The following is a 21888-nucleotide window of genomic DNA, read 5'->3' as shown; positions in this document are numbered from 1 at the left end:
CATGCGCGAGACGAGCCGTTAAGAAACCGTCTCCGGGCCCGGCCGTTCGCCGGCAGCCCCGGGGAGCAGCGGTTGCGCGCAGCCTCGTCGCAGGGCGGGCGATGGCGGGGCCGGGAGCAGGAACAGCAGGAACGGGAGTCCTGGCGCGCGGCCTGCGCGCGCTGCCCGCCCCCGTGCTGCTGCTGCCGGCGTTCAGTGGCTGGGTCTCGGGCAGCCTCGCCGCGGAGGCCGCGCAACGCCGGCTGTTCCCGTGGCTCGCCGTCGCCTTCGGGGCCGGCGCGCTGCTGTTTCTCACGCTGGCCGACGGGGCCGTGTTCCTGCCCGCGCCCCTCGGCACCGGCCTCGCGCTCGCCGGCGGCGCCGTCGCGCTCCGGGCCCGGGCGGTGGCGCCGGCCCTGCTGCTGGCGGCGGCGTTCGTCTTCCTCGGCTTTGCCGCCGCCGCCTACCGTACGGCGAGCGTCGCCGCCCCTGTTCTCGCCCGCACCGTGATCGCGCCGCTGCACGGCTTCGTCGAGGCGCTGGAGGAGCGCGAGGAGGGCGCGCGCCTCGTCGTGCGGGTGGTGCGCCTCGGCGCGATGCCGGCGGCCGAGCGCCCGGCCCGGGTCCGGGTCTCGTACCGGCGCGCCGACGGCCTCAAGCCCGGCGACTACATCGAGGCCAAGGCGCGCCTGTTGCCCCCGCCGGAGCCGGCGCGGCCGGGCGGCTACGATTTCTCCCGCGACGCCTACTTCCGCGGCATCGGCGCGGTCGGCTCGCTTCTCGGCGCCGCCGCGGTCAAGCCGCCGCCCGAGCCGGCGCCCTGGTCCCTGCGGCTGGCCGCCGGCCTCGACGAGGCCCGCAACGCCCTCACCCGCCGCATCGCCGAAGCGAATGGCGGCCAGGCCGGGGCGGTGACGGCGGCCCTCGTCACCGGCAAGCGCGGCCTGATCGACCAGGACACCAACGACGCCCTGCGGGCGGCCGGCATCTACCACGTCGTGTCGATCTCCGGTCTCCACATGGTGCTCGCCGCCGGCGTGGTGTTCTGGCTCGCCCGGGCGCTCCTCGCCCTGGTGCCGGGAATGGCGCTCGCCTGGCCAATCAAGAAGATCGCCGCCGCCTTCGCGATGATCGGGGTCACCGGCTACTGCGCCTTCTCCGGCTGGGACCTCGCCGCCGAGCGCTCGCTGGTGATGACCCTGGTGATGCTCGGGGCGATCCTGGTCGACCGGCCGGCGCTCAGCCTGCGCAACCTCGCCCTCGCGGCGCTCATCTCGCTCGCCCGCGAGCCGGAGGGGCTGCTCGGCCCGAGCTTCCAGATGTCGTTCGGGGCGGTGGCCGGGCTCATCGCCTGCGCCAGGCTGATCGACGGGCGGCTGTGGAACCCGGAAGGGGCCGGGCCGATCGCCCGCGGGCTCGCCTGGCTGCTGGCCACGGTCGTCGGCACGCTCGCCACCACGCTGGTGGCGCAGGTCGCCACCGCCCCCTTCGCCACCTACCACTTCCAGACCGTGCAGCCCTTCGGCCTCGTCGGCAACGCGCTCACCCTGCCGCTCGTCTCGCTCGTGGTGATGCCGGCGGCGGTGCTCGGCATCCTCGCCCATCCCTTCGCCCTCGACCGGCCGGTCTGGTGGACGATGGGGCTCGCCGTGCGCGGCATGATCGACATCTCGGCCTGGATCGAGAGCTTCGACCGCGCGACCGTCGTGCTGCCGGCCTTCGGCGCGGGCGCGCTCGGGCTGATGACGGTGGCGCTGCTGCTCCTGGTGCTGCCGGTGTCGGGCCTGCGCTGGCTCGGCCTCGCCCCCGGCCTCGTCGGCCTGGCGCTCGCCGCGAGCCCGGTGCGGCCCGACCTCTACGTCGACCGCGAGGGCGGCGGTGCGGCCCTGCGCGGGGCCGACGGGCGCCTCGTGGTGCTGGGCAAGCCCCCCGCCTTCGTGCTCGAGCAATGGCTGAAGGCCGACGGCGACGGCCGCTCCCGCGACGATCCCGGGCTGACGGCCGGCGCAGCTTGCGACAAGCTCGGCTGCGTCGGCCGCGGCCCGCAGGGGATGAGCGTGGCCCTGGTGCGCGACAAGCGCGCCTTCCCGGAGGATTGCGCCCGCGCGACCGTGGTGGTCACCCGGCTCGAGGCGCCGCCGGGCTGCGCCGCGACGTATGTCCTCGACCGTAAATTCCTGGCGGCGCACGGCTCGACGACCCTGCGCGTCACGGCGGACGGCGTCGTGGTCGAGACGGCCAAGCGCCCGGGCGAGGCGCGGCCGTGGCGGCCGGCGCCGGCCGTGACGGTGCCGGCTCCGCCGAAGCCGGTCGCGCCCGCGCCGAACGCGACCCCCGGGCCGGCGGCACCGGCCGTGCCGCCGGACGAGGAGGCGGAGGGTCAGGTCGAGCCTTGAGCGGCCTCATCGCGTCGAGCGGCGCCGATTGGGGGATCGGGTCAGGGGCAAAAACTCAATCAGCTTGACCCTGCGAAGGACTGCCGAGGGTGGGAAGCGGACACCCGCCCGGCGGGATCAGTGATCCTTGGCGGTAGCTGGCGGCTGCATGAACTCGATCGTCGCGCCGTCAGGGCCAACGGCGTAGATCACCCGCGTTCCAGCCCGCGCACCGCTCGCGATCGGTTGCGGCGTGCCTTGCGCCTTCCAGCCGTAGGCGGCGATCCGCACCAGGAGCGCGTCGATGTCATCGACCACGAGGGCCAGATGCGCGAAGCCCGGGTCGAACGGCTTGGCTGGCACGCTCGGCCGGTCCAGACCCTGATACTGCAGGAGTTCGATCGTCTGATCCGCCAGCGAAACGATCGCCAGGCGCACCTTCGCCCCATGCGCTCCGGTGACCTGACCGAGGAACTCGCCCCCCATCTCGCCCGTCCGCACGAGGCGTGCGCCGAGTCCATCGACCCAGAACCGAAGTGCCTCGTCGAGGGAGCCAACCGCGAAGCCGATATGATCGGCGCGCTGCACATGGATGCTCGTGTGTTCCGTCATGCAGGACATTCTACCGGCAAAGGGGCCGCTCGTCTGCAACGGGTCGATAGCTGACGCTCACACGGTCGAGGTGACTGGGTTCAACCCGAAGCTCGACGGCAATCAGATCCCCCGCGTCAGTCCGGGCTCCGCTGCGCAGCCCCGGAGTGAGTGTGAGGGTTGCAGGGATCCGGATTGATAGGCGAGACGAGGGGCTTCACGAATCGGAACGAATCACGAGAGGCCTCGCGATGCGCGACGACGGTCTCGAGCTCGTTCACGGGAGCGGCAACGTCGATCGCGACCTGAAGCGTCCGCATCCGGACCTCGAACAGGCCCGTGCCCTCATGGCTGCCCAGATCGTCAGGACGCTCGACGCGCGGGGCCTCACCATCCGCGATGGCGAGGCGGCGACCGGGGTGGCCCACAGCGAGTTCTCGCGCATCCGCAACCCGCGACTGCGGCGCTTCACCCTCGACCGCCTGATGACCATCCTGGAAAAACGCGACGGCGACCTGGAGGTGCGGCTCGTGGTCCAGCCACGCCGCGCCGAGGCCTGCGCGACCTGACCGGACCATGCCGGCCAGGTCGACCGACCCTACGGCATCAACGCGAGCGCATCGGCGAAGAAGTCCGGCCCGCCGAAATTGCCGGACTTGAGCGCCAGCCACATGTCGCGGTCGGTGGTGCGCAGGACCGGCACGCCGGCGGCGATCTCGGGGCCGACCCGGAAGGCCGGAAGCCTGAGGCGGTCGACCACGGCGCCGGAGGTCTCGCCGCCCGCCACCACCAGGCGGCGCACCCCCAGGGCGACCAGCCCCTCGGCGATCCGCGCCATCGCGGCCTCGATGGCGTGGCCGGCGGCGTCGCGGCCGTGACGCGCCTGGACCGCGGCGACCTCCTCCGGGCCGGCGCTGCTGGCGATCAGCACCGGGCCGTCGCCGATCCGCTCCTTCGCCCAGGCGAGCGCCGCGCCGGCCTCGTCCTCGCCGGCGAGCAGCCGCGCGGGATCGAGGCGGCGCACCGGCATGACGGCCTCGGCCCGGGCGATCTGCCCGAGGGTCGCCTGCGAGCAGCTGCCGGCAAGGCAGGCCGCCGGGCCGCCGATCGCGGGGCCGAGATCGGATTCGGCGGCCGCCGGGGCGACGCGGCCCGCCGCCACCAGCGCGCGGGCGAGGCCGAGGCCGAGGCCCGAGGCGCCAGTCGAGATCCTGCGGGTCAGCGCCGCCGCGCCCAGCACCGCGAGGTCGCGGTCGAGCACCGCGTCGGCGATCGCCGCCCCCTTGCCGTCCGTCGCCAGGGCATCGAGCCGCGCGCTCACCGCGTCGGCGCCTTGCGCCACCGTCGCGAGGTCGATCAGCCCGACCTCCGCCCGGCTCTGGCGCGCCAGCACCCGCACCAGGTTCGAATCCCGCATCGGGTTGAGCGGATGGTCCTTCAGCGGGCTCTCGGCGAGCGGCACCGCGCCGACGAAGAGGTGGCCGAGATAGACGGTGCGCGCCGTCTCCGGGAAGGCCGGGGTGACGAGCGCGATCGCATCGCCGGCATCCGCGCGCAGCGCGTCGGTGACCGGGCCGATATTGCCCGCGTCGGTCGAATCGAAGGTCGAGCAGACCTTGAACAGCAGGTGGCCGGCGCCCCTGGCGTTCAGCCACGCGGCGGCCTCGCGCGAGCGCGCCACCGCCTCGTCGGCGGGGATCGACCGGCTCTTGAGCGAGACCACGACGGCGTCGACCTCGGGCAGGGCGAGGTCGTCCGCCGGCACCCCGATGGTCTGGACCGTGCGCAGGCCCGCCTTGGTCAGGGTGTTGGCGAGGTCGGAGGCGCCGGTATAGTCGTCGGCGATGCAGCCCAGCGCCAGGGTCATGCCCGTGCTCCCTTGTAGGGGGTGAACCAGCCCAGGCCCTCGCGCGTGCCGGACCGCGGGTTGTACTCGCAGCCGATGAAGCCGTCGTAGCCGAGGCGGTCGAGCTCGGCGAACAGGACGGCGTCGTTCATCTCGCCGCTGCCGGGCTCGTGCCGCTCGGGCACGCTCGCGGTCTGGACGTGGCCGATCATCGGCATCAGGGCGCGCAGCCGCATCGTTACGTCGCCGTGCAGGATCTGGCAGTGGTAGAGGTCGAACTGCAGCTTCAGGTTCGGGCGCGCCAATTCGCGGATCAGCGCGGCGGCGTAGCCGAAATCGTCGAGGAAGTAGCCCGGCATGTTGCGGGCGTTGATCGGCTCCAGCACGAGGTCGAGCCCCTCGCGCTCGAGCCGCTCCGCCGTCCAGGCGACGGCGCGGCGATAGGAATCCTGCGCTTGTCGGTCGCTCCGGTCGGCCATGCCGGCCATCAGGTGCAGGCGCGCGACGCCGGTGGCGCGCGCGTAGGCCAGCGCCGTCTCGACGCCACCCTTCAGCTCTTCGAACCGGTCGGGCAGCGCCGCCAGGCCGCGCTCGCCCGCGGCCCAGTCGCCGGGGGGCAGGTTGAACAGGGCCTGGGTCAGGCCGTGCGCCTTCAGCCGCTCGCCGATCGCCTCCGGCGGGTGCTCGTAGGGAAACAGGAACTCGACCGCCTCGAACCCGGCCTCCGCCGCCTGGGCGAAGCGGTCGAGGAACGGGACCTCGGTGAACATCAGGGTCAGGTTCGCGGCAAAGCGCGGCATGAGGGTCCTCCCTTGATCGGCGCGGCACCCTTTGAGGGCGCGACGGATCCTGAATCGCTTATGGTTCCCGGCTTCGCTCCGCCCGACCGGGCTCAGCCCGCCCCGCCCGGCAGGGCGGTACCGGTCACCTGGGCGTAGATCCGCGCCACCGAGGCGTCGTCGTCGCGGCCCATGCCGGCGCCGGCGGCCATCAGGAACATCTGGAGCGCGGCCGCCGCCACCGGGACCGGGAACTTCTGGCCGCGCGCCATGTCCTGCACGATGCCGAGATCCTTGACGAAGATGTCGACGGCGCTGCGCGGGGCGTAGTCGCCGTCGAGCACGTGCGGCATCCGGTTCTCGAACATCCAGGAATTGCCGGCCGACGCCGTGATCACCTCGTAGACCTTGCGGAGATCCAGGCCCTGGCGGGCCGCGAAGGTCATCGCCTCGCTCGCCGCGGCGATGTGCACGCCGGCCAGGAGCTGGTTGATCATCTTGAACGCCGCGCCCTGGCCGGCGGCGTCGCCGAGCTCGTAGAGCTTGGCCGCCATGGCGTCGAGGGCGGGCCTGGCCGCCGCGAAGGCGGCCGGGCTGCCCGAGGCCAGGATCGTCAGCTCGCCCTGCGCCGCCCGCTGGGCGCCGCCGCTGATCGGCGCGTCGAGGTAGTGCCGGCCGGTCGCCTCGAGCTTAGCCGAGAGGCGGCGGGCGATCTCCGGGTCCATGGTGGCGCAGGAGACGAAGACGGAGCCCTCGGGCATCGCCGCGGCGACGCCGTCCGGCCCGAACAGGACCGCCTCGGTCTGGGCGGCGTTGACGACGACGCAGACCACGATCGCCGCATCCGCCGCGGCCGCGGCCGGGCTCGGCGCGCCGCGGCCGCCCTCGGCGGAAAAGCGCGCGACGCTGTCGGCGGAGACGTCGCTGCCGGCGACGTCGAGGCCGGCCCGGCGCAGGGCCTGCGCCATGCCGTAGCCCATCGAGCCGAGGCCGATCACCGCGACGCGGGCGGGGGTGTCGCTCATGCCGTTTCCTCCTGGCGGACCGCGCGCGGCCCGCATCTCGCGCGATCTGACGCCGCGCCCTCGTCCCGAGCACTCACACACGTCCTAGCAAGGATTGGCAGCGCTGCCAATCCGGACCATGGAGCCGTTGAGCCGGCCGGGGAACCGTGACATCGTGGCGGTCCCGAGCGTCCGTGACAAGGTGCCGGGCGCGAACGGGGAGGGCGGATGGACGAGGGGGGCAACGAGGCCTTCGCGGCCAGGAGCGGCAGCTTGCGGGACGACGATGGGCGGGAGGAGGGCGGTGCCCGGCGCCCGATCACCCTGGCGGACGTCGCCCGCGAGGCGCGGGTCGGCGAGAGCACGGTGTCGCGGGTGCTGCGCAGCCACGGCTCGTTCTCGGAGAAGACCCGGGCCCGGGTCGAGGACGCGGTGGCGCGCCTCGGCTACGTGCCGAACCGCATCGCCGGGACGCTCGCCTCCACCGGCTCGCGGCTGATCGGCATCGTCATCCCGTCGCTCACCAACATCGTCTTCCCCGACCTCCTGCGCGGCGCGACCGCGGCGCTCGAGCAGGAGGGATTCCAGTCGGTGATCGCCGTCACCGACTACGACCAGGACCGCGAGGAGGCGGTGGTCGGCTCGCTCTTGAGCTGGCGCCCGGCCGGGCTGATCGTCACCGGGCTCGAGCACAATCCGGGCACGCGGCGCCGGCTCCTCGCCAGCGGCGTGCGGGTGGCCGAGCTCCTCGACGTCGACGGGCCGGGGCTCGACATCGTGGTCGGCTATTCCAACCGCGCCGCCGGCGCGGCGAGCGCCCGCCACCTCGCCGGCCGCGGCTATCGCCGCATCGGCTATATCGGCCACGACCTCGCCAGGGACCGCCGCGCCGCCAAGCGCTACGCGGGTTTTCGCGAGGGCCTGGGGGAGGCCGGGCTGGCACTCGCCGGGGAGGAGCGGGTGGCGAGCCCGTCCTCGGTCGAGGCCGGCCGGCACGGGCTGGAAGCCCTGCTCGCCCGTGTCCCGGACCTCGACGCGGCCTATTTCTCGAACGACGACATGGCGCTCGGCGGCTATTTCCACTGCCTCGCCCACGGCCTCCCGGTGCCGGAGCGGCTGGCGTTGTTCGGCTATAACGGCCTCGACGTCGGCCGGCTGATGCCGCAGCCGCTCGCCACCATCCGCACCCCGCGGGTCGAGGCGGGCGCCACGGCGGCCCGGCTCCTGTGCTCGGGCGCCGCGGCGACGGTGGTGGATCTCGGCTTCGAGCTGATCGAGGGAGCGACGGCGTGACGGATGTATCGGGTGCGAGCGAAACCGCCTTGCGCGAGGCGATCTGCCGCTTCGGCCGCTCGCTGTTCGAGCGCGGCCTGACGCCGGGCTCGTCCGGCAACATCTCGCTGCGCCTCGACGACGGCGGCTGGCTGGTGACGCCGACCAACGCCTCTCTCGGCTTCCTCGACCCGGCCCGGATCTCGCGCCTCGACCGCGACGGCCGGCTCCTGTCCGGCGACAAGCCCACCAAGGAGATCCCGCTCCACGGCGCCCTCTACGACAGCCGCGCCTCGGCGCGGGCGATCGTCCACCTCCACTCCACCCACGCCGTCGCGGTCTCGATGCTGCCCGAGATCGATCCCCGCGCCGTGCTGCCGCCGCTCACCCCCTACAGCCTGATGCGGGCCGGCGCGGTGGCCCTGGTGCCGTATTATCGCCCCGGCGACCCGGCGGTGGCCGACGCGATCCGGGGCCTGGCCGGGCAATACTCGTCGGTGCTGCTCGCCAATCACGGACCGGTGGTGGCCGGCGACACCCTGGAGGCGGCGGTCTTCGCCACCGAGGAACTGGAGGAGACCGCCAAGCTCTACCTGCTCCTGCGCAACCTCAACCCGCGCCACCTGACCCCGGCCCAGGTGCAGGACCTGGTGAGCCATTTCGGGCTGACGCTGCCCGAGCACGGGCACGATCATTGAGGGGCGGGGCGCAGCCGCTCCGGTTGCGCCGTCGGCCATTGAGGGGCGGGGCGCAGCCGCTCCGGTTGCGCCGTCGGCGACCTCGTCCCGGCGACCGTCGGCGCTCGGGTCGGCGCCAGCCGGCCAAGGCTGCGCGGCTCAAGGCTGCGCGCGACCCGGATCGACGGCATGACGCAAGGCCGCTTCGGTGCCGGCAAGCAGAGAGAAATGTATCGGGGGGGAAGCGACGCGCTGCGTGCCACGATCTGGCAAGACTTGCGACATCCAGCTTCGGAAGGAACTCCGGCCGGTGGCGCTCCCAAGGGGACTCGAACCCCTGTTTTCGCCGTGAGAGGGCGACGTCCTAGACCGCTAGACGATGGGAGCTGGCCGGCGGATGGCGGCTGTATAGCCACGGGCCTGGACGGGCACAAGCCCGAAATCGTATGCCGGCGGCGTTTTCGGATGATGCGGCGGGAGCGGCGGCTTGAGCGAGGCTGAGGTGCGGGAGGGAGCGATCCCGCCGGGGGAGGGGAGCGAGCGGCTGGACCGGGCGCTGGCGCGGCTATGGCCGGACCTGTCGCGCAGCCGCCTGCAGGCGCTGATCCGCGAGGGGCAGGTGACCCTGGAGGGCGCGCCCGCCGGCGATCCCTCCGCCAAGGTGACCGCGGGCCAGCGCGTCGCCGTGACGGTGCCGGCCCCGCGCCCGGCCGAGCCGGAGCCCGAGGCCCGCGACCTCGCGGTGGCCTACGAGGACGACGACCTGATCGTGATCGACAAGCCGGCGGGGCTCGTGGTGCATCCGGGTGCGGGCAACGACAGCGGCACGCTCGTCAACGCGCTGCTGGCCCATTGCGGCGCCAGCCTGTCGGGCATCGGCGGGGTCGCGCGGCCGGGCATCGTCCACCGCCTCGACAAGGACACGACCGGCCTGATGGTGGTGGCCAAGACCGACCTCGCCCACCAGGACCTCTCGGCGCAATTCGCCGACCACGGCCGCACCGGGCCGCTGGAGCGGGCCTACCTGGCCCTGGTCTGGGGCGTGCCGGAGCCGGCCTCCGGGACGATCGACGCGGCGCTCGCCCGCTCGGAGCGCAACCGCGAGAAGATCGCCGTGGTGCGCGAGGGCCGCGGCCGCCACGCCATCACCCATTACAGCACGGAAGACGTGCTCGGCCGCCAGGAGCCGGTCGGCCTCGTGCGCTGCCGGCTCGAGACCGGGCGCACCCATCAGATCCGCGTGCATCTGGCCCATCGCGGCCATCCGCTGCTCGGCGACGCGGTCTACGGCGCGGCCTTCCGCACCAAGGCGAACCGGCTGGAGCCGGAGGCGCGGGCGGCCCTCGAGGCGCTTGGCCGCCAGGCCCTGCACGCGGCGCTCCTCGGCTTCCGCCACCCCCGCAGCGGCGAATCCCTGCGCTTCGAGAGCCCGCCGCCGCCCGACATGGCCCGGCTGATCGCCGCGCTGACGCCCTGATTCCGTTTCCGGAAAATTCCTTCCGGAAACGGAATCACGAGCCCGCGCGCATGGGCGAAGCCGGAAGCCGGAAGCCGTATGAGCCGGTTTCTATTTGGACTGGCGGGACGGCGGGACGAAACCTTTTCGACGGACGTCTCATTGACGGGAGGGGCGGCGCGCGCTCACCCTGCGTCAGTGCGGCACCGCACGCGGCAAACGGCCACGGCAGCACCAAACGGCGCTTCAAGCGTTAGTCGCGACACCCGTCGCTACCCGGCTCGGCCGCTCTCTGCTATGGTGGCAGATCGAACGGCCGGCCAACGGGAGGTCGTTCGCGCTCGCCCATTCTTGCGGGGAGCTTCTAGGAGGTTGGAATGGCTGCTGCACTTCCCGTGCTCGCCAACGAAGGGGGCCTGTCGCGCTACCTCGACGAGATCCGCCGGTTTCCGATGCTGGAGCCGACGGAGGAATACATGCTCGCCAAGAGCTGGCGTGAGCATGGGGACCGCGACGCCGCCCACAAGCTCGTGACCTCCCACCTGCGGCTCGTGGCCAAGATCGCCATGGGCTATCGCGGCTACGGCCTGCCGATCGGCGAGGTGGTGTCCGAGGGCAATGTCGGCCTGATGCAGGCCGTCAAGCGCTTCGACCCCGACAAGGGCTTCCGCCTCGCCACCTACGCGATGTGGTGGATCAAGGCGGCGATTCAAGAATACATCCTGCGCTCGTGGTCGCTCGTGAAGATGGGCACCACCGCGAACCAGAAGAAGCTGTTCTTCAACCTGCGCAAGGCCAAGGGCCGCATCTCCGCCCTCGACGAGGGCGACCTGCGGCCCGACCAGGTCAAGCAGATCGCCACCCGCCTCGGCGTGCCCGAGCAGGACGTGATCGACATGAACCGCCGCCTCGGCGGCGACGCCTCGCTCAACGCGCCCTTGCGCGAGGAGGGCGAGGGCGAGTGGCAGGACTGGCTCGTCGACGACAGCCCGACCCAGGAGACCGTGCTCGCCCGCGAGGAGGAGGGGCAGAACCGCCTCGCCGCCCTCAAGGACGCGCTCGGCGTGCTCAATCCGCGCGAGCGCCGGATCTTCGAGGCGCGGCGGCTCGCCGACGACCCGATCACGCTCGAAGATCTCTCGAGCGAGTTCGGCGTCTCGCGCGAGCGGGTGCGGCAGATCGAGGTGCGGGCCTTCGAGAAGGTGCAGGACGCGGTCAAGCGCAACCTCGCCACCCGCGAGGCGCCGCGGGCGGGGGTGCCGGCGTAACGCCGGCCCCTCACCCCATCGGAACCAGGGCCGACAGGCCGATCAGCACCAGGGGCATCGCCACGAGCGCCAGCACGGTCTGCACCGCCGTGATGCCGGCCATCAGGGCGGCGTCGCCGCCGAGCTGGCGGGCCAGGATGTAGGCCGAGGAGGCGGTGGGCAGCACCTGGAACAGCAGGGCCGTGGTGAGCGCCGGCCCGTGCAGCCCGAGGCCCGACGCGACCAGCAGGGTCGCCGCCGGCATCGCGGCGAACTTCATCACCGAGGCCGAGGCCACCGGCCGCAGCCAGGTCCGGGCGCCCGCGAACTCGAGCGCCGCGCCGACGCAGAGCAGGCCGATCGGCAGCGAGGCGGCGCCCAGCGTGCGCAGGGCCGGCTCAAGCCCCGGCGGGATGCCCCAGCCGAGGAGCTGGACCGCCATCCCGGCGAGCGACGACACGATCAGCGGGTTGGTGGCGAGCTGCCTCGCGACGCCCCGGGGCGTCAGCCGCGCCGCGCCGTGGCGGGCGAAGACCAGCACGCACAGGATGTTGACCGTCGGGACGATCGCCGCGTTGCAGATCGCCGCGAGCGCGATGCCCTGCGCGCCGAACAGCCCGGCCGCCAGCGTGACGCCGACGTAGTTGTTGAACCGCACGCTGCCCTGGAACACCGAGGTGAAGGCCGGCCCGTCGACCCGGAGCAGCGGCCGCACCGCGATCACCAGCCCGGCGACGACGAGCGTCGACAGAATCAGGGTCAGGGCGAGCGCGCCCACCGGCACCGCCTCGACCCGCGCGGTGGCGAGGCTGTGGAAGAACAGGCTCGGCAGCAGCACGAAGTAGCCCAGCCGCTCGGCCTGCGGCCAGAAGGCTTCCGCGAGGAAGCGGCGGCGGCGCAAGCCGAAGCCGAGGGCGGTGAGGAGGACGATCGGCAGGAGGGCCAGCAGGACGGCGGCGGTCATGGGGTGGTTTCCAGGGCTGAGGCCGCCTTCCGGTCGATCTCGATCCAGGCGGGGATACCCGCAGCGAACCGGGACGGGAAGCGAGGCCTGGGTCAAGCCTGACCGTTGCCTGCAGGGTCGGTTGCCGGCGCGATGCAGGGACGGGAACTCGCGAAAGAGGGCACGATCTGCGATCCGGCCGCGCCCGCCGGAATCGGCAAGGTCCGGTTCCCGCCTCGCGGCCGCCGGGGAGTGCCTCTCCCGCCCACTGGGCGGCAGCTCCGGGCGATCGTCGCCGGAGGGCCGGAGCCGGCGCGCGGGCGAGGCCCGGCTCTGGGGTCGGAAGCAGTCGACCGAAGTCAATTGTCTAAGCAGATGCGATCTTGGGTTGTGTCGAGTGCTCGGACAGGAGGAAATATTCCCTATATAACTGCATTCCTCTCGGTAATGAAAGCGAATTTCATTGTAATGATACAAAAATTAACTTTTGGAATATAGATCTTATTTTCACAAAATGACGGCATTGAAAATAGGAATGCTGACGATGTTCGGGGTAAGCGGAAGAATATCCGCGGGATTTGCCGTGATCGGCCTTATCCTGATAGCGCTGGCGAGCTTCAGCATCATTGAGATGCGGCAGATCTCAGCAGGCCTGGGGATGGTCAACGACGTCAACAGCGTCAAGCAGCGCTACGCCATCAACTTCCGCGGCAGCGTCCACGACCGCGCGATCGGCCTGCGCGACGTCGTGCTGATGGGCGAGGCCGACCTGAAGGCCAATCTCGGCGACATCGCCCGCCTGGAGCAGCAATACGCCGCCTCTGCGGTCAAGCTCGATGAGATGATGGCGACGGGCGACGCGACCGCGGACGAGAGAGCCGTCCTGGCCGACATCAAGGCGGCCGAGGCCCACACCATGCCGCTCGTCGCGGCCGTCGCGGCCAGGAGGCAGGCGGGCGATCTCGCCGAGGCGACCGCCCTGCTCATCGGAAAGGCGCGGCCGGCCTTCATCGCGTGGCTGGCGCATATCAACCGCTTCATCGATCTCGAGGAAACGAAGAACCGGATCCAGACGGCCGAGACCCGCACCGTCGCCGCGGAGTTCCATTACCTGATGCTCGGCCTCTGCCTGCTGGCCGTCCTGGTCGCGGCGGGCGTCGCGGCCTGGAGCGTCGCGGCGATCCGGATGCTCCGCCCGATCTCGGTCTGGATGCGGGACATGGCGGCAGGAAACCTGGCGGTGGTGATCCCGGAGAGCCGCGGGCGCAACGAGATCAGCGCGATCGTCGTGGCGCTCGGGGTGTTCAAGGACAGCTTGATCCGGTCGCGCCGCCTCGAGGAGGAAACGGCCCTGGCCCGGGCCGGCGCGGAGGAGCAGCGCAAGGTGGTGATGCGCGACATGGCCGACGCATTCGAGCGCGCGGTGGGCGGCGTCGTCGGCATCGTCTCGTCCTCCGCCACGGAGCTGCAGGCGACGGCGCAGGAAATGACCGCGACGGCGGCCGAGACGGCGGCCCAGTCGAGCACCGTCGCGGCGGCCGCCGCGGTGGCGGCGGTCAATGTCGGCACGGTGGCGGCGGCCGCCGAAGAACTGGGGGCTGCTGTGCAGGAGATCGGCCGGCAGGTCGCCGGCTCGGCGGGCCTCGCCCAGGCCGCGGTCGCCGAGGCGGACCAGACCTCGCGCCTGGTGCAGGAGCTCAGCCAGTCCGCCGAGCAGATCGGGGCGATGGTCGGCCTGATCTCGTCGATCGCCGGCCAGACCAACCTGCTGGCGCTGAACGCGACGATCGAGGCGGCGCGGGCCGGCGAGGCCGGCCGGGGCTTCGCCGTCGTGGCGGCCGAGGTGAAGGAACTCGCCGCGCAGACGGCCAGGGCCACGGAGGAGATCGGCCGGCGCATCGGCCAGGTGCAGGGCGTGACCGGTCAGGCCGTCGGTGCCATCGGGGGCATCTCCGGGCGGATCCGGGAGATTGACGCCGTCGCGACCTCGATCGCCGCCGCGGTCGAGGAGCAGGGGGCGGCCACGCAGGAGATCGTGCGCAACGTAGCGCAGGCGGCCGGCGGCACGTCCGAGGTGACCGGCACCATCGCGGGTGTGGCGCGGTCCTCCGAGGATACCGGTGCGGCCGCGCATCAGGTGCTGGCCTCCGCCTCCGAGCTGTCGCGCCAGTCCGAGCATCTCTCGGCCGAAGTCGTCCGCTTCCTCGCCACCGTCCGGGCGGCGTGAGCGGCGCCGGCGCCGCTTCCGCGCCGGTCCGGCGGGCATGTCGGGGGCTCGCCGACGACGCGGCGCGATATCCGCGCGGCGCGAGCCCGGTCACCCCCCGATCAGCTCCCGGATGCGGGCCGCCAGGGCGTCGACCGCGAAGGGCTTGGTCAGCACGGCCATGCCGGGTTCGAGCTGGCCGTTGCTCAGGAGCGCGGTCTCGGCGAAGCCAGTGATGAACAGCACCTTGAGGTCCGGGCGCGTGACCCGGGCCGCATCCGCCAGCTGGCGGCCGTTCAGGCCGCCGGGCAGGCCGACATCGGTGATCAGCAGGTCGATCCGCGCCGCCGATTGCAGGACCGCGAGGCCGCCGCCGCCCTCCGCCGCCTCGATGGCCGCGTAGCCGAGATCCCCCAGCACGTCGGCGACCAGCATGCGCACCGACGGCTCGTCGTCGACGATCAGCACGGTCTCGCCGGCGGCGGCGACGGGGCGCAGGGCGCCCTCCGGCGCCACGGCCTCGCGCTCCGCCGGGCCGCGATGGCGCGGCAGGTAGATGCTGACGGTGGTACCCTCGCCCTCCTCGGAGTGGATCCGCACCTGCCCGCCGGACTGCTTGGCGAAGCCGTAGATCATCGACAGGCCCAGGCCCGTGCCCTGGCCCAGCGGCTTCGTGGTGAAGAACGGGTCGAAGGCCTTGGCGATCACCTCCGGCGGCATCCCGGTGCCGGTATCGGAGACGGACAGCGACAGGTACTCCCCCTCCGGCATGTCCTGGCGCTGCGCCGCCTGCCGGTCGATCCGGCGGTGGCCGGTCTCGATCGTGATCCGCCCGCCCCCGGGCATCGCGTCGCGGGCATTGATGCAGAGGTTGAGCAGCGCGTTCTCGAGCTGCGACGGGTCGACGAGCGCCGGCCACAGGTCGGGCAGGCAGACCGTGTCGATCCGCACGCTCGGTCCCACCGTGCGCTGGATCAGGTCGATCAGACCGGCGACGAGCTGGTTGACGTCGGTGGCCTTCGGGTCGAGCGTCTGGCGGCGCGAGAAGGCGAGGAGCCGGTGGGTCAGCGCCGCGGCGCGCCGGGCCGCGCCCTGGGCGGCCGTCATGTACTTGTCGATCTCGCCGAGGCGGCCCTGGCCGATGCGGGCGTTCATCAGCTCGAGCGAGCCCGAGATGCCGGCGAGCAGGTTGTTGAAGTCGTGGGCGAGCCCGCCGGTGAGCTGGCCCACCGCCTCCATCTTCTGCGACTGGCGCAATTGCTCCTCGGCCTGCATCAGCTCGGCCGTCCGCTCCGTCACCCGCTGTTCCAGGGTGCCGGTCAGCGCGCGCAGCTGGGCGATGGCGCGGTCGCGCTCCTGCTCGACGGCGCGGCGCTCCTCGACGTCGAGGAGCACGCCGGGGAAGCTCAGCGGCGTGCCGTCCGGCCCGCGATCGACGCGGCCGTTGGCCTCGATCCAGTAATACCGCCCGTCCGCGCGGCGCACCCGGTACTGGTGGGCGTAGGCGCCGCCCCGCGCGATCACCTCGTCGATCGCCGCGGCGAGGCCCGCCTGGTCGTCCGGATGGACCGTCGCGACGATCAGCGAGAGGGGAATGCCGTCCCGGCCGAGCGCCGGATCGAGGCCGAAGGCGCGGGCGAAGCCCTCGTCGACGGTGAAGCGGTCGGCGCGGATGTCCCAGTGCCAGGTGCCGATGATCGCCCCGGCCTCGAGCGCCAGCTGCACGCGCTCGACGTTCTCGCGGGCGAGCGCCTCGCTGGCGCGCAGGAGGTCCTGGGCGGTGCGCCGCTCGGTCACGTCGTTGAAGATGATGGCGATCTGCCGGTCCTCGGGGGCGCCGACCGGGACGGCCCGGACGTCGAACCAGCGCTTGAACGCCTCGGCGTAGCTCTCGAAGGTCGCCGGCTCCCGGGTCTTGGCGACGCGGCCGTAGGTCTCGAACCAGAACCGCTCCAGGTCCGGGGCGAACTCGGTCACCCACTTGCCGCGCAGGTTGACCCCGGCCTCGCGCTCGAAGGCCGGGTTGGCCTCGAGGAAGCGGTAATCCACCGGCCGGTCGTCGGCATCGAACCTGACCTCGACGATCGCGAACGCCGCCTCGACCGTGTCGAGGATCGTCCGGAAGCGCTCCTCGCTCGCGCGCAGGGCGGTCAGGTCGCGGCGCAGGCGGTCATTCTCCGCCTCGAGCTCGTCGCGCGACGGGATGTGCACGTCCCCGGCCACCGGTCAGCCTTTCATGAGGGACGTGCTTCTACCGGCAAGTCATGGCGCGCACAACGAGATCTGGCGAGGCCGGGAGGCCTCCCCCCGGGATCGGCCGCCCGCCGTCACGGCTGCCACTGCTCGAACGCCTCGCGCAGCACCTTCTCGCCGGCATTGCCCTTCTCGAAGGTCAGGATCGCCCGGTTGCCGTTGGCGTAGCGGATCGGCAGGTCGATCCAGTTGCGCTTGAGCAGGAGGTCGGTGTTGCGCTCGATATCGGCCTTGAGATTCGAGAGGCCGATCAGGAACAGGTTGTCGCGCACCGGCACCGGCAGGCCGGAGACCGGCGAGCCGCGGCCAGATTCGTCGTCCTTGAACTGGATCAGGCCGACGTCGCGCACCGTGCGGTTCGGGTCGGTCGAGGTGAAGGTGAGTTCGAGGATGTGCGAGGCCGGCAGCGTCGCGTCGGTGTTGCGGCGCAGGACCATGGCGAGGCTCAGGCCCGCATCCGGCACGTCGACGGTGGCGCGCACCACGGTCTGCAGCGGCTGGCCCTGGCCGGCATTGATCGCGTCGAGGCGCCAGACCACCCGGGCCTGGGTCGCCTTCGGGGCCGAGCCCTGCGGGCCGTTCTCCTCGTAGAGGGTGCCGCGCTGCGCCACCGCGATGTCGGAGGTCGGCGCCGGGCGCGGGGCGCCGCCCTGCGGCGCGGCGGCGGCGGGCGCGGGCGCCGGAGCGGGGGCTTGCGGCGCCCGCTCGCCGCCGACCCGGTCGGCGAATTTCGAATCCTGGTTCTCGGCCGGCCGGTTCGGGCCGTTCTCGGCAAAGCCCGTCGGCAGGGCGGCGGGGTTGTCGCGCAGGGACCAGGCGGTGAAGGCGATGGCGCCGACGACCGCCGCCAGCACCGCCGCGACGATGCCGTTGCGCACCAGCCGCGACCGGTCGCGCTTCGGCGCCACCACGTCGAGGCGCGGGCGCTGCGGCGCGGCGAGGCCGGCCTCCGGGCCCGCCGGCTCCTCGGCCGGCTCCGGCGCGCGGGCGCGCACCGGCGGCAGCTTCAGCTCGACCGGGGGACCGGCCTCCGGCAAGGCGTCGGCGTGGTGCGGGGCCGGCGGCTCGACCGGCGACGGCTCGGGCAGGGTCGCGGGAAGGGCGGCGCGGGGCGGCTCGGCCGGCCTGTCGCCCGGCGGCGCCACCCGCTCGGGCGGCCGCGACGGCTCGGGCGGCGGCTCCGGCGGGCGGGGCGGCTCGGGGGGCGCGGGCTCGGGCAGGCCGCCATTCTCGATCTCGAGCCGGGCGATCGCCCGGTCGAGGGAGACGCGCTCGGCCTCGATGTCGGCCTCGGACAGGGGCGGGTCGAGGGAGCGGAGCTGACCGATCAGCGCCGCGCGGGCGCGCTCGTAGACCGTGTGGCGCAGGTCGGGCGAGCGGTCGGGCAGGGCCTCGAGGGCGCGGGCGAGCAGGGGATAGTAATCGGCCATGGTCGCCGCATGCCTTGTCGTGCGGGGCGGCGGGCGTCAAGCTTCGCCCGCCGGGAACGCGGCGAAGTCCGCTCAATCCTCGAAGGGGTTGTGGACCAGGATGGTGTCGTCCCGCTCCGGCGAGGTCGACAGGAGCGCCACCGGCGCGCCGATCAGCTCCTCGATCCGGCGGACGTACTTGATCGCCTGCGCCGGCAGGTCGGCCCAGGAGCGGCCGCCCGCCGTGGTCTCGCTCCAGCCCTCGAAGGCCTCGTAGATCGGCTCGACCCGGGCCTGGTCGGCCTGGCTCGCCGGCAGGTGGTCGATCTCGCGGCCGTCGAGGCGGTAGCCGGTGCAGATCTGGATCGTCTCGAAGCCGTCGAGGATGTCGAGCTTGGTCAGCGCGATGCCGTGGATGCCCGAGGTCCGCACGGTCTGGCGCACCAGGGCGGCGTCGAACCAGCCGCAGCGGCGCTTGCGGCCCGTCACGACGCCGAACTCGCGGCCGCGCTCGCCGATGCGCTCGCCGATCGCGTCGGTGAGCTCGGTCGGGAACGGACCCTCGCCGACCCGGGTGGTGTAGGCCTTGACGATGCCGAGCACGTAGCCGATCGCCCCCGGGCCGAGGCCCGACCCCGTCGCCGCCTGCGCGGCGACGATGTTGGACGAGGTCACGTAGGGGTAGGTGCCGTGGTCGACGTCGAGGAGGGCGCCTTGCGCGCCCTCGAACAGGATCCGCTTGCCGGAGCGGCGGGCGTCGTCGAGGAGCGACCACACCGTGTCGGCGAAGGGCAGGATCTTCGGGGCGATGGCGAGCAGCTCGGCCTTCAGCGCCGCGCCGTCGATCTCGTCGATGCCGAGGCCCCGGCGCAAGGCGTTGTGGTGGGCGAGGAGCCGCGAGATCTTGGCGTCGAGCATCTCGGCATCGGCGAGGTCGACGACGCGGATCGCCCGGCGGCCGACCTTGTCCTCGTAGGCCGGGCCGATGCCGCGCTTGGTGGTGCCGATCTTCAGCACCGCGTTGGAGGTCTCGCGGAAATGGTCGAGCTCGCGGTGCAGCGGCAGGATCAACGTCGCGTTGTCGGCGATGCGCAGGTTCTCGGGCGTGATCGCCACGCCCTGCTGGCCGATCTTGGCGATCTCCTCGACGAGGTGCCAGGGATCGACCACGACGCCGTTGCCGATCACCGACAGCGTGCCGCCGCGCACCACGCCCGAGGGCAGCAGCGACAGCTTGTAGGTCACGCCGTCGATGACGAGGGTGTGGCCGGCATTGTGCCCGCCCTGGAAGCGCACCACGACGTCGGCCTGCTCGGAGAGCCAGTCGACGATCTTGCCCTTGCCCTCGTCGCCCCACTGGGCGCCCACGACGACGACGTTCGCCATATCACAAATACCCGTCCCTGCCCCGCCGCGCGAAAAGCCCCGGCGCGTGCAAGGCGCGGGGCTGATCGGCTGCGGATGGTGTCACGCGTGTGCGCTCTTCGGCGATCCCGGCCGGGAAATCAAGCGACGGCCGGATTCCGGCTCACTTGGCCTGGGTGTTCGGGCCCTGGCCCGGCAGCTCGCCCGGCTTGATCACCGGGGTCGAGTTCGGGGTCGGGTCCGGCGGCCTGACCGCCATGTCCGGGGTGCCGGTGGCCGGCGGCTTGATGACGCCGTCCGACTGCTGGAGCTTGTCGCTCAGGGTTGAGCCGGTGGTATCGGACTTGTCGGCGTTCGAGGTCGCGTCGCCGGGCCGCACCTTCTCGGGGATGGTCTGGTTGAGGGGCGGCAGGTTCGGGTCGCGGTCGCGCCCCTTCAGGGGCACCTCGGGCGACTGGGCGAGGGCGGCGGTGGCGCCGGCCACGATCGCCAGCGCCGCCAGCCCGCCGCGCATCAGCTTGGTCATCGGGTTTCTCCTGAGGGTGGAGTCTCCCCAGGGAAACCGGGCCGGCACGCGAGGGTTCCGGCTGCGCTTGGCTTTGCGACCGGGCTCGCCTCGATCCGCGGTCGCGCTTCGCTTCCTGCCGCGTGTGCTAAGCGGCCGCTCGCTCCAATGGCCGGATCTCATCCATCTCCGCGCCGATCGCGTTGCGGGCTGTCAGAAGATCGAAGCGACTCTGAAGGTTCACCCACACCTGTGGGTCCATTCCGAAGTAGCGTCCAAGCCTCAAGGCCGTATCGGCGGTGATCCCGATCTCCTCGCGGGCAATGCGCTCGATCCGCGTGCGCGGCACGCGGCACGCCTTCGCGATCGCATAAGCCGTCAAGTTCAGCGGAACCATGAACTCCTCCCGCAGCACCTCACCCGGGTGCATCGGCGGCAGGACGGTCTCGGTCTCGTACGCGGTGCTCATGACCGTTTGTCTCCGAAGGAGTAGGGCGCTGCCCAGAACGGTGGTCGTCAGTGATAGTCCACGATCTCCACGTCTTCCGGTCCCGTCTCGGTCCAGCGGAAGCACAGCCGGAACTGGTCGTTGATCCAGATGGCGTGCTGCCCGGCCCGCTCGCCGAGCAACGGGTGCAACTTGTTGCCCGGCGGGGCCTTCAGGGCGTCGAGCGAGGTCGCCGCGTCGAGATAATTGAGCTTGCGCCGGGCCGTCTTGAGAATGGCAGCGGGGATCCCTCTTGGGCTTCGCCCCTCGAACACATCCCGGGTCCGGCTATCGGCAAAGCTGCGGATCGCGATGCGAGGCCCTCGACGACGGAAGGTATCGCACAGTGATACATTCTGGTCAAGGAGAACGTATCACTGTGAGATACCAACAGCGTCGTCGCCCGCACCCTTTTTGTCTGCATGTCATGGCAATGCCCGAGGACGTCCCGGGCATTCCGGAGGCGGATCAGCCTGGATCCGCCGACCGATCGTCGAAAAGGGCGCTCAGCCCGCCTTCGCCATCTCAAGGTAGAGGTCGCGCAGGCGCCGGGTCATCGGGCCGGGCTGGCCGCCGCCGACGCGGGTCCCATCGATCTCGACCACCGGCATCACGAAGGCGGAGGCCGAGGTGAAGAACGCTTCCGACGCGGCTATCGCCTCCGCGACCGTGAAGGCGCGCTCCTCGACGCTCAGCCCGTTCTCCTCGGCGAGCCGCATCACCGCCCGGCGGGTGATGCCGGGCAGGAGCGCCGTCGAGAGCGGCCGGGTGACGATGCGGCCATCCTCGGTGATGATGAAGGCGGTGGAGGAGCCGCCCTCGGTGACGAAGCCGTCCTCGTGCATCCAGGCTTCCGCGACGCCAGCGGCCGCGGCCTGCTGCTTGGCCAGCACCTGGGCGAGCAGGGCGACCGACTTGATGTCCCGGCGCTTCCAGCGCAGGTCCTCGACGGTGATGACCTTGGCGCCGCGGTCGGCGAGCGGGTTCGCCGAGACGTTCTTTCCTTGAGTGAACATCACCACGGTCGGCGGCGTGCCCTCGGGCGGGAAGGCGAAGTCGCGCTCGGCGACGCCGCGGGTGACCTCCATGTAGACGAGGCCTTCCCGCAAGGCGTTGCGGGTGACCAGCTCCTCCTCGAGATGCGTCCACTCGGCGATGGTGTGGGGGTTGCGGATGCCGATCTCGCCGAGCGAGCGGTCGAGGCGGGCGAGGTGGGCCTCGTTGTCGACGAGGCGCCCGTCCAGCACCGCGCTCACCTCGTAGATCCCGTCGGCGAACAGGAACCCGCGGTCCATGATCGGGATCGTCGCCTCCTCGAAGGGCACGAAGCGGCCGTTGACGTAGACGATGCGGGACATGCGGGTCTTCCTCTCGCGGGGCCGGTCGCCCGACTGGGCAAGCCGCCCTTGAAGCACCAGCCGGAGCCGGGCCGCAAGCGCGTTTCCGGCCGCCCCGCCTTGCACGAATCGTGCAGGCAGGTCGCGCGCGCAGCGG

General features: G+C 72.2%; 19 protein-coding genes and 1 tRNA gene. 7 read left to right on the top strand and 13 right to left on the bottom strand.

The window, feature by feature from the left end; genetic code table 11:
* Window positions 1-101 precede the first annotated feature (101 nt).
* Window positions 102-2375, top strand: coding sequence for a ComEC/Rec2 family competence protein (locus tag A5481_RS22960; RefSeq protein WP_048434130.1), 2274 nt, complete (start codon window positions 102-104; stop codon window positions 2373-2375).
* Window positions 2376-2492: 117 nt separating this feature from the next.
* Here A5481_RS22960 and A5481_RS22955 read toward each other — a convergent pair whose 3' ends face one another.
* The gene (locus tag A5481_RS22955; protein ID WP_048434146.1) at window positions 2493-2966 is read right to left on the bottom strand and encodes a VOC family protein; all 474 of its coding nucleotides are present in this window, start codon (window positions 2964-2966) and stop codon (window positions 2493-2495) included.
* Window positions 2967-3196: 230 nt separating this feature from the next.
* Here A5481_RS22955 and A5481_RS22950 point away from each other — a divergent pair, with 230 nt between their 5' ends.
* Complete coding sequence (locus tag A5481_RS22950; protein ID WP_048434129.1) at window positions 3197-3514, top strand: XRE family transcriptional regulator; 318 nt, start codon at window positions 3197-3199, stop codon at window positions 3512-3514.
* A 29-nt stretch (window positions 3515-3543) separates the two neighbouring features.
* On the opposite strand, the gene otnK is transcribed toward A5481_RS22950, so the two are convergent.
* The 3 genes from otnK to ltnD all read right to left on the bottom strand — a co-directional run bounded on the left by otnK (window position 3544) and on the right by ltnD (window position 6595).
* Entirely contained in the window at window positions 3544-4812 is a 1269-nt protein-coding gene (otnK, locus tag A5481_RS22945; protein ID WP_048434128.1) for a 3-oxo-tetronate kinase, read from the bottom strand.
* Entirely contained in the window at window positions 4809-5591 is a 783-nt protein-coding gene (gene otnI / locus A5481_RS22940) for a 2-oxo-tetronate isomerase (protein ID WP_048434127.1), read from the bottom strand. The genes otnK and otnI overlap by 4 nt, the downstream gene beginning before the upstream one ends.
* Before the next feature lie 92 nt (window positions 5592-5683).
* Window positions 5684-6595, bottom strand: coding sequence for an L-threonate dehydrogenase (gene ltnD, locus A5481_RS22935; protein ID WP_048434126.1), 912 nt, complete (start codon window positions 6593-6595; stop codon window positions 5684-5686).
* A 207-nt stretch (window positions 6596-6802) separates the two neighbouring features.
* On the opposite strand from ltnD, the gene A5481_RS22930 reads away from it, so the two are divergent.
* Both A5481_RS22930 and otnC read left to right on the top strand, forming a co-directional pair.
* Complete coding sequence (locus tag A5481_RS22930) at window positions 6803-7867, top strand: LacI family DNA-binding transcriptional regulator (RefSeq protein ID WP_082173132.1); 1065 nt, start codon at window positions 6803-6805, stop codon at window positions 7865-7867.
* Window positions 7864-8544 (top strand): 3-oxo-tetronate 4-phosphate decarboxylase, encoded by a 681-nt coding sequence (gene otnC, locus A5481_RS22925; protein ID WP_048434125.1) that lies wholly within the window; start codon window positions 7864-7866, stop codon window positions 8542-8544. Before A5481_RS22930 ends, otnC begins: the two co-directional genes overlap by 4 nt.
* A 290-nt stretch (window positions 8545-8834) precedes the next feature.
* Here the strand turns inward: otnC and A5481_RS22920 are convergent.
* Window positions 8835-8910, bottom strand: a tRNA-Glu gene (locus A5481_RS22920).
* A 100-nt stretch (window positions 8911-9010) separates the two neighbouring features.
* Between A5481_RS22920 and A5481_RS22915 the strand changes: the two genes are divergently transcribed.
* A complete protein-coding gene (locus tag A5481_RS22915; RefSeq protein ID WP_064504331.1) occupies window positions 9011-10000 on the top strand; it encodes an RluA family pseudouridine synthase in 990 nt (329 codons plus the stop codon).
* A gap of 356 nt (window positions 10001-10356) precedes the next feature.
* On the top strand, window positions 10357-11247 hold the full coding sequence (gene rpoH, locus A5481_RS22910; protein ID WP_048447606.1) for an RNA polymerase sigma factor RpoH: 891 nt from the start codon (window positions 10357-10359) through the stop codon (window positions 11245-11247).
* 10 nt (window positions 11248-11257) lie between these two features.
* Here rpoH and A5481_RS22905 read toward each other — a convergent pair whose 3' ends face one another.
* Window positions 11258-12190: an AEC family transporter gene (locus A5481_RS22905; protein WP_064504330.1), complete on the bottom strand. Its 933-nt coding sequence runs from the start codon at window positions 12188-12190 to the stop codon at window positions 11258-11260.
* Between the two features lie 523 nt (window positions 12191-12713).
* On the opposite strand from A5481_RS22905, the gene A5481_RS22900 reads away from it, so the two are divergent.
* Window positions 12714-14396 carry a methyl-accepting chemotaxis protein gene (locus A5481_RS22900; protein ID WP_064504358.1) on the top strand — a complete coding sequence of 561 codons (1683 nt, stop codon included), beginning with the start codon at window positions 12714-12716 and terminating at the stop codon, window positions 14394-14396.
* Between the two features lie 90 nt (window positions 14397-14486).
* Here the strand turns inward: A5481_RS22900 and A5481_RS22895 are convergent, their stop codons facing one another.
* The 7 genes from A5481_RS22895 to A5481_RS22865 all read right to left on the bottom strand — a co-directional run bounded on the left by A5481_RS22895 (window position 14487) and on the right by A5481_RS22865 (window position 21752).
* A complete protein-coding gene (locus A5481_RS22895) occupies window positions 14487-16598 on the bottom strand; it encodes an ATP-binding protein (protein WP_064504329.1) in 2112 nt (703 codons plus the stop codon).
* A gap of 104 nt (window positions 16599-16702) precedes the next feature.
* Window positions 16703-18058: a hypothetical protein gene (locus tag A5481_RS22890; RefSeq protein ID WP_064504328.1), complete on the bottom strand. Its 1356-nt coding sequence runs from the start codon at window positions 18056-18058 to the stop codon at window positions 16703-16705.
* A 72-nt stretch (window positions 18059-18130) separates the two neighbouring features.
* The gene (locus tag A5481_RS22885; protein WP_064504327.1) at window positions 18131-19423 is read right to left on the bottom strand and encodes an adenylosuccinate synthase; all 1293 of its coding nucleotides are present in this window, start codon (window positions 19421-19423) and stop codon (window positions 18131-18133) included.
* Window positions 19424-19565: 142 nt separating this feature from the next.
* Entirely contained in the window at window positions 19566-19928 is a 363-nt protein-coding gene (locus tag A5481_RS22880) for a hypothetical protein (protein ID WP_064504326.1), read from the bottom strand.
* A 127-nt stretch (window positions 19929-20055) separates the two neighbouring features.
* Window positions 20056-20376, bottom strand: a complete 321-nt coding sequence (locus A5481_RS22875; RefSeq protein WP_064504325.1) for a HigA family addiction module antitoxin — start codon at window positions 20374-20376, stop codon at window positions 20056-20058.
* A 47-nt stretch (window positions 20377-20423) separates the two neighbouring features.
* Entirely contained in the window at window positions 20424-20669 is a 246-nt protein-coding gene (locus tag A5481_RS22870) for a type II toxin-antitoxin system RelE/ParE family toxin (RefSeq protein ID WP_280946044.1), read from the bottom strand.
* 231 nt (window positions 20670-20900) lie between these two features.
* A complete protein-coding gene (locus A5481_RS22865) occupies window positions 20901-21752 on the bottom strand; it encodes a D-amino-acid transaminase (protein ID WP_064504323.1) in 852 nt (283 codons plus the stop codon).
* Window positions 21753-21888: the final 136 nt, after the last annotated feature.

Origin of the sequence: Methylobacterium platani (genome assembly GCF_001653715.1) — a bacterium.
GTDB classification, from domain to species: domain Bacteria; phylum Pseudomonadota; class Alphaproteobacteria; order Rhizobiales; family Beijerinckiaceae; genus Methylobacterium; species Methylobacterium platani.
The sequence above is the reverse complement of the archived record's forward strand: the minus strand, read 5'-3'. Positions and strand labels throughout refer to the sequence as shown.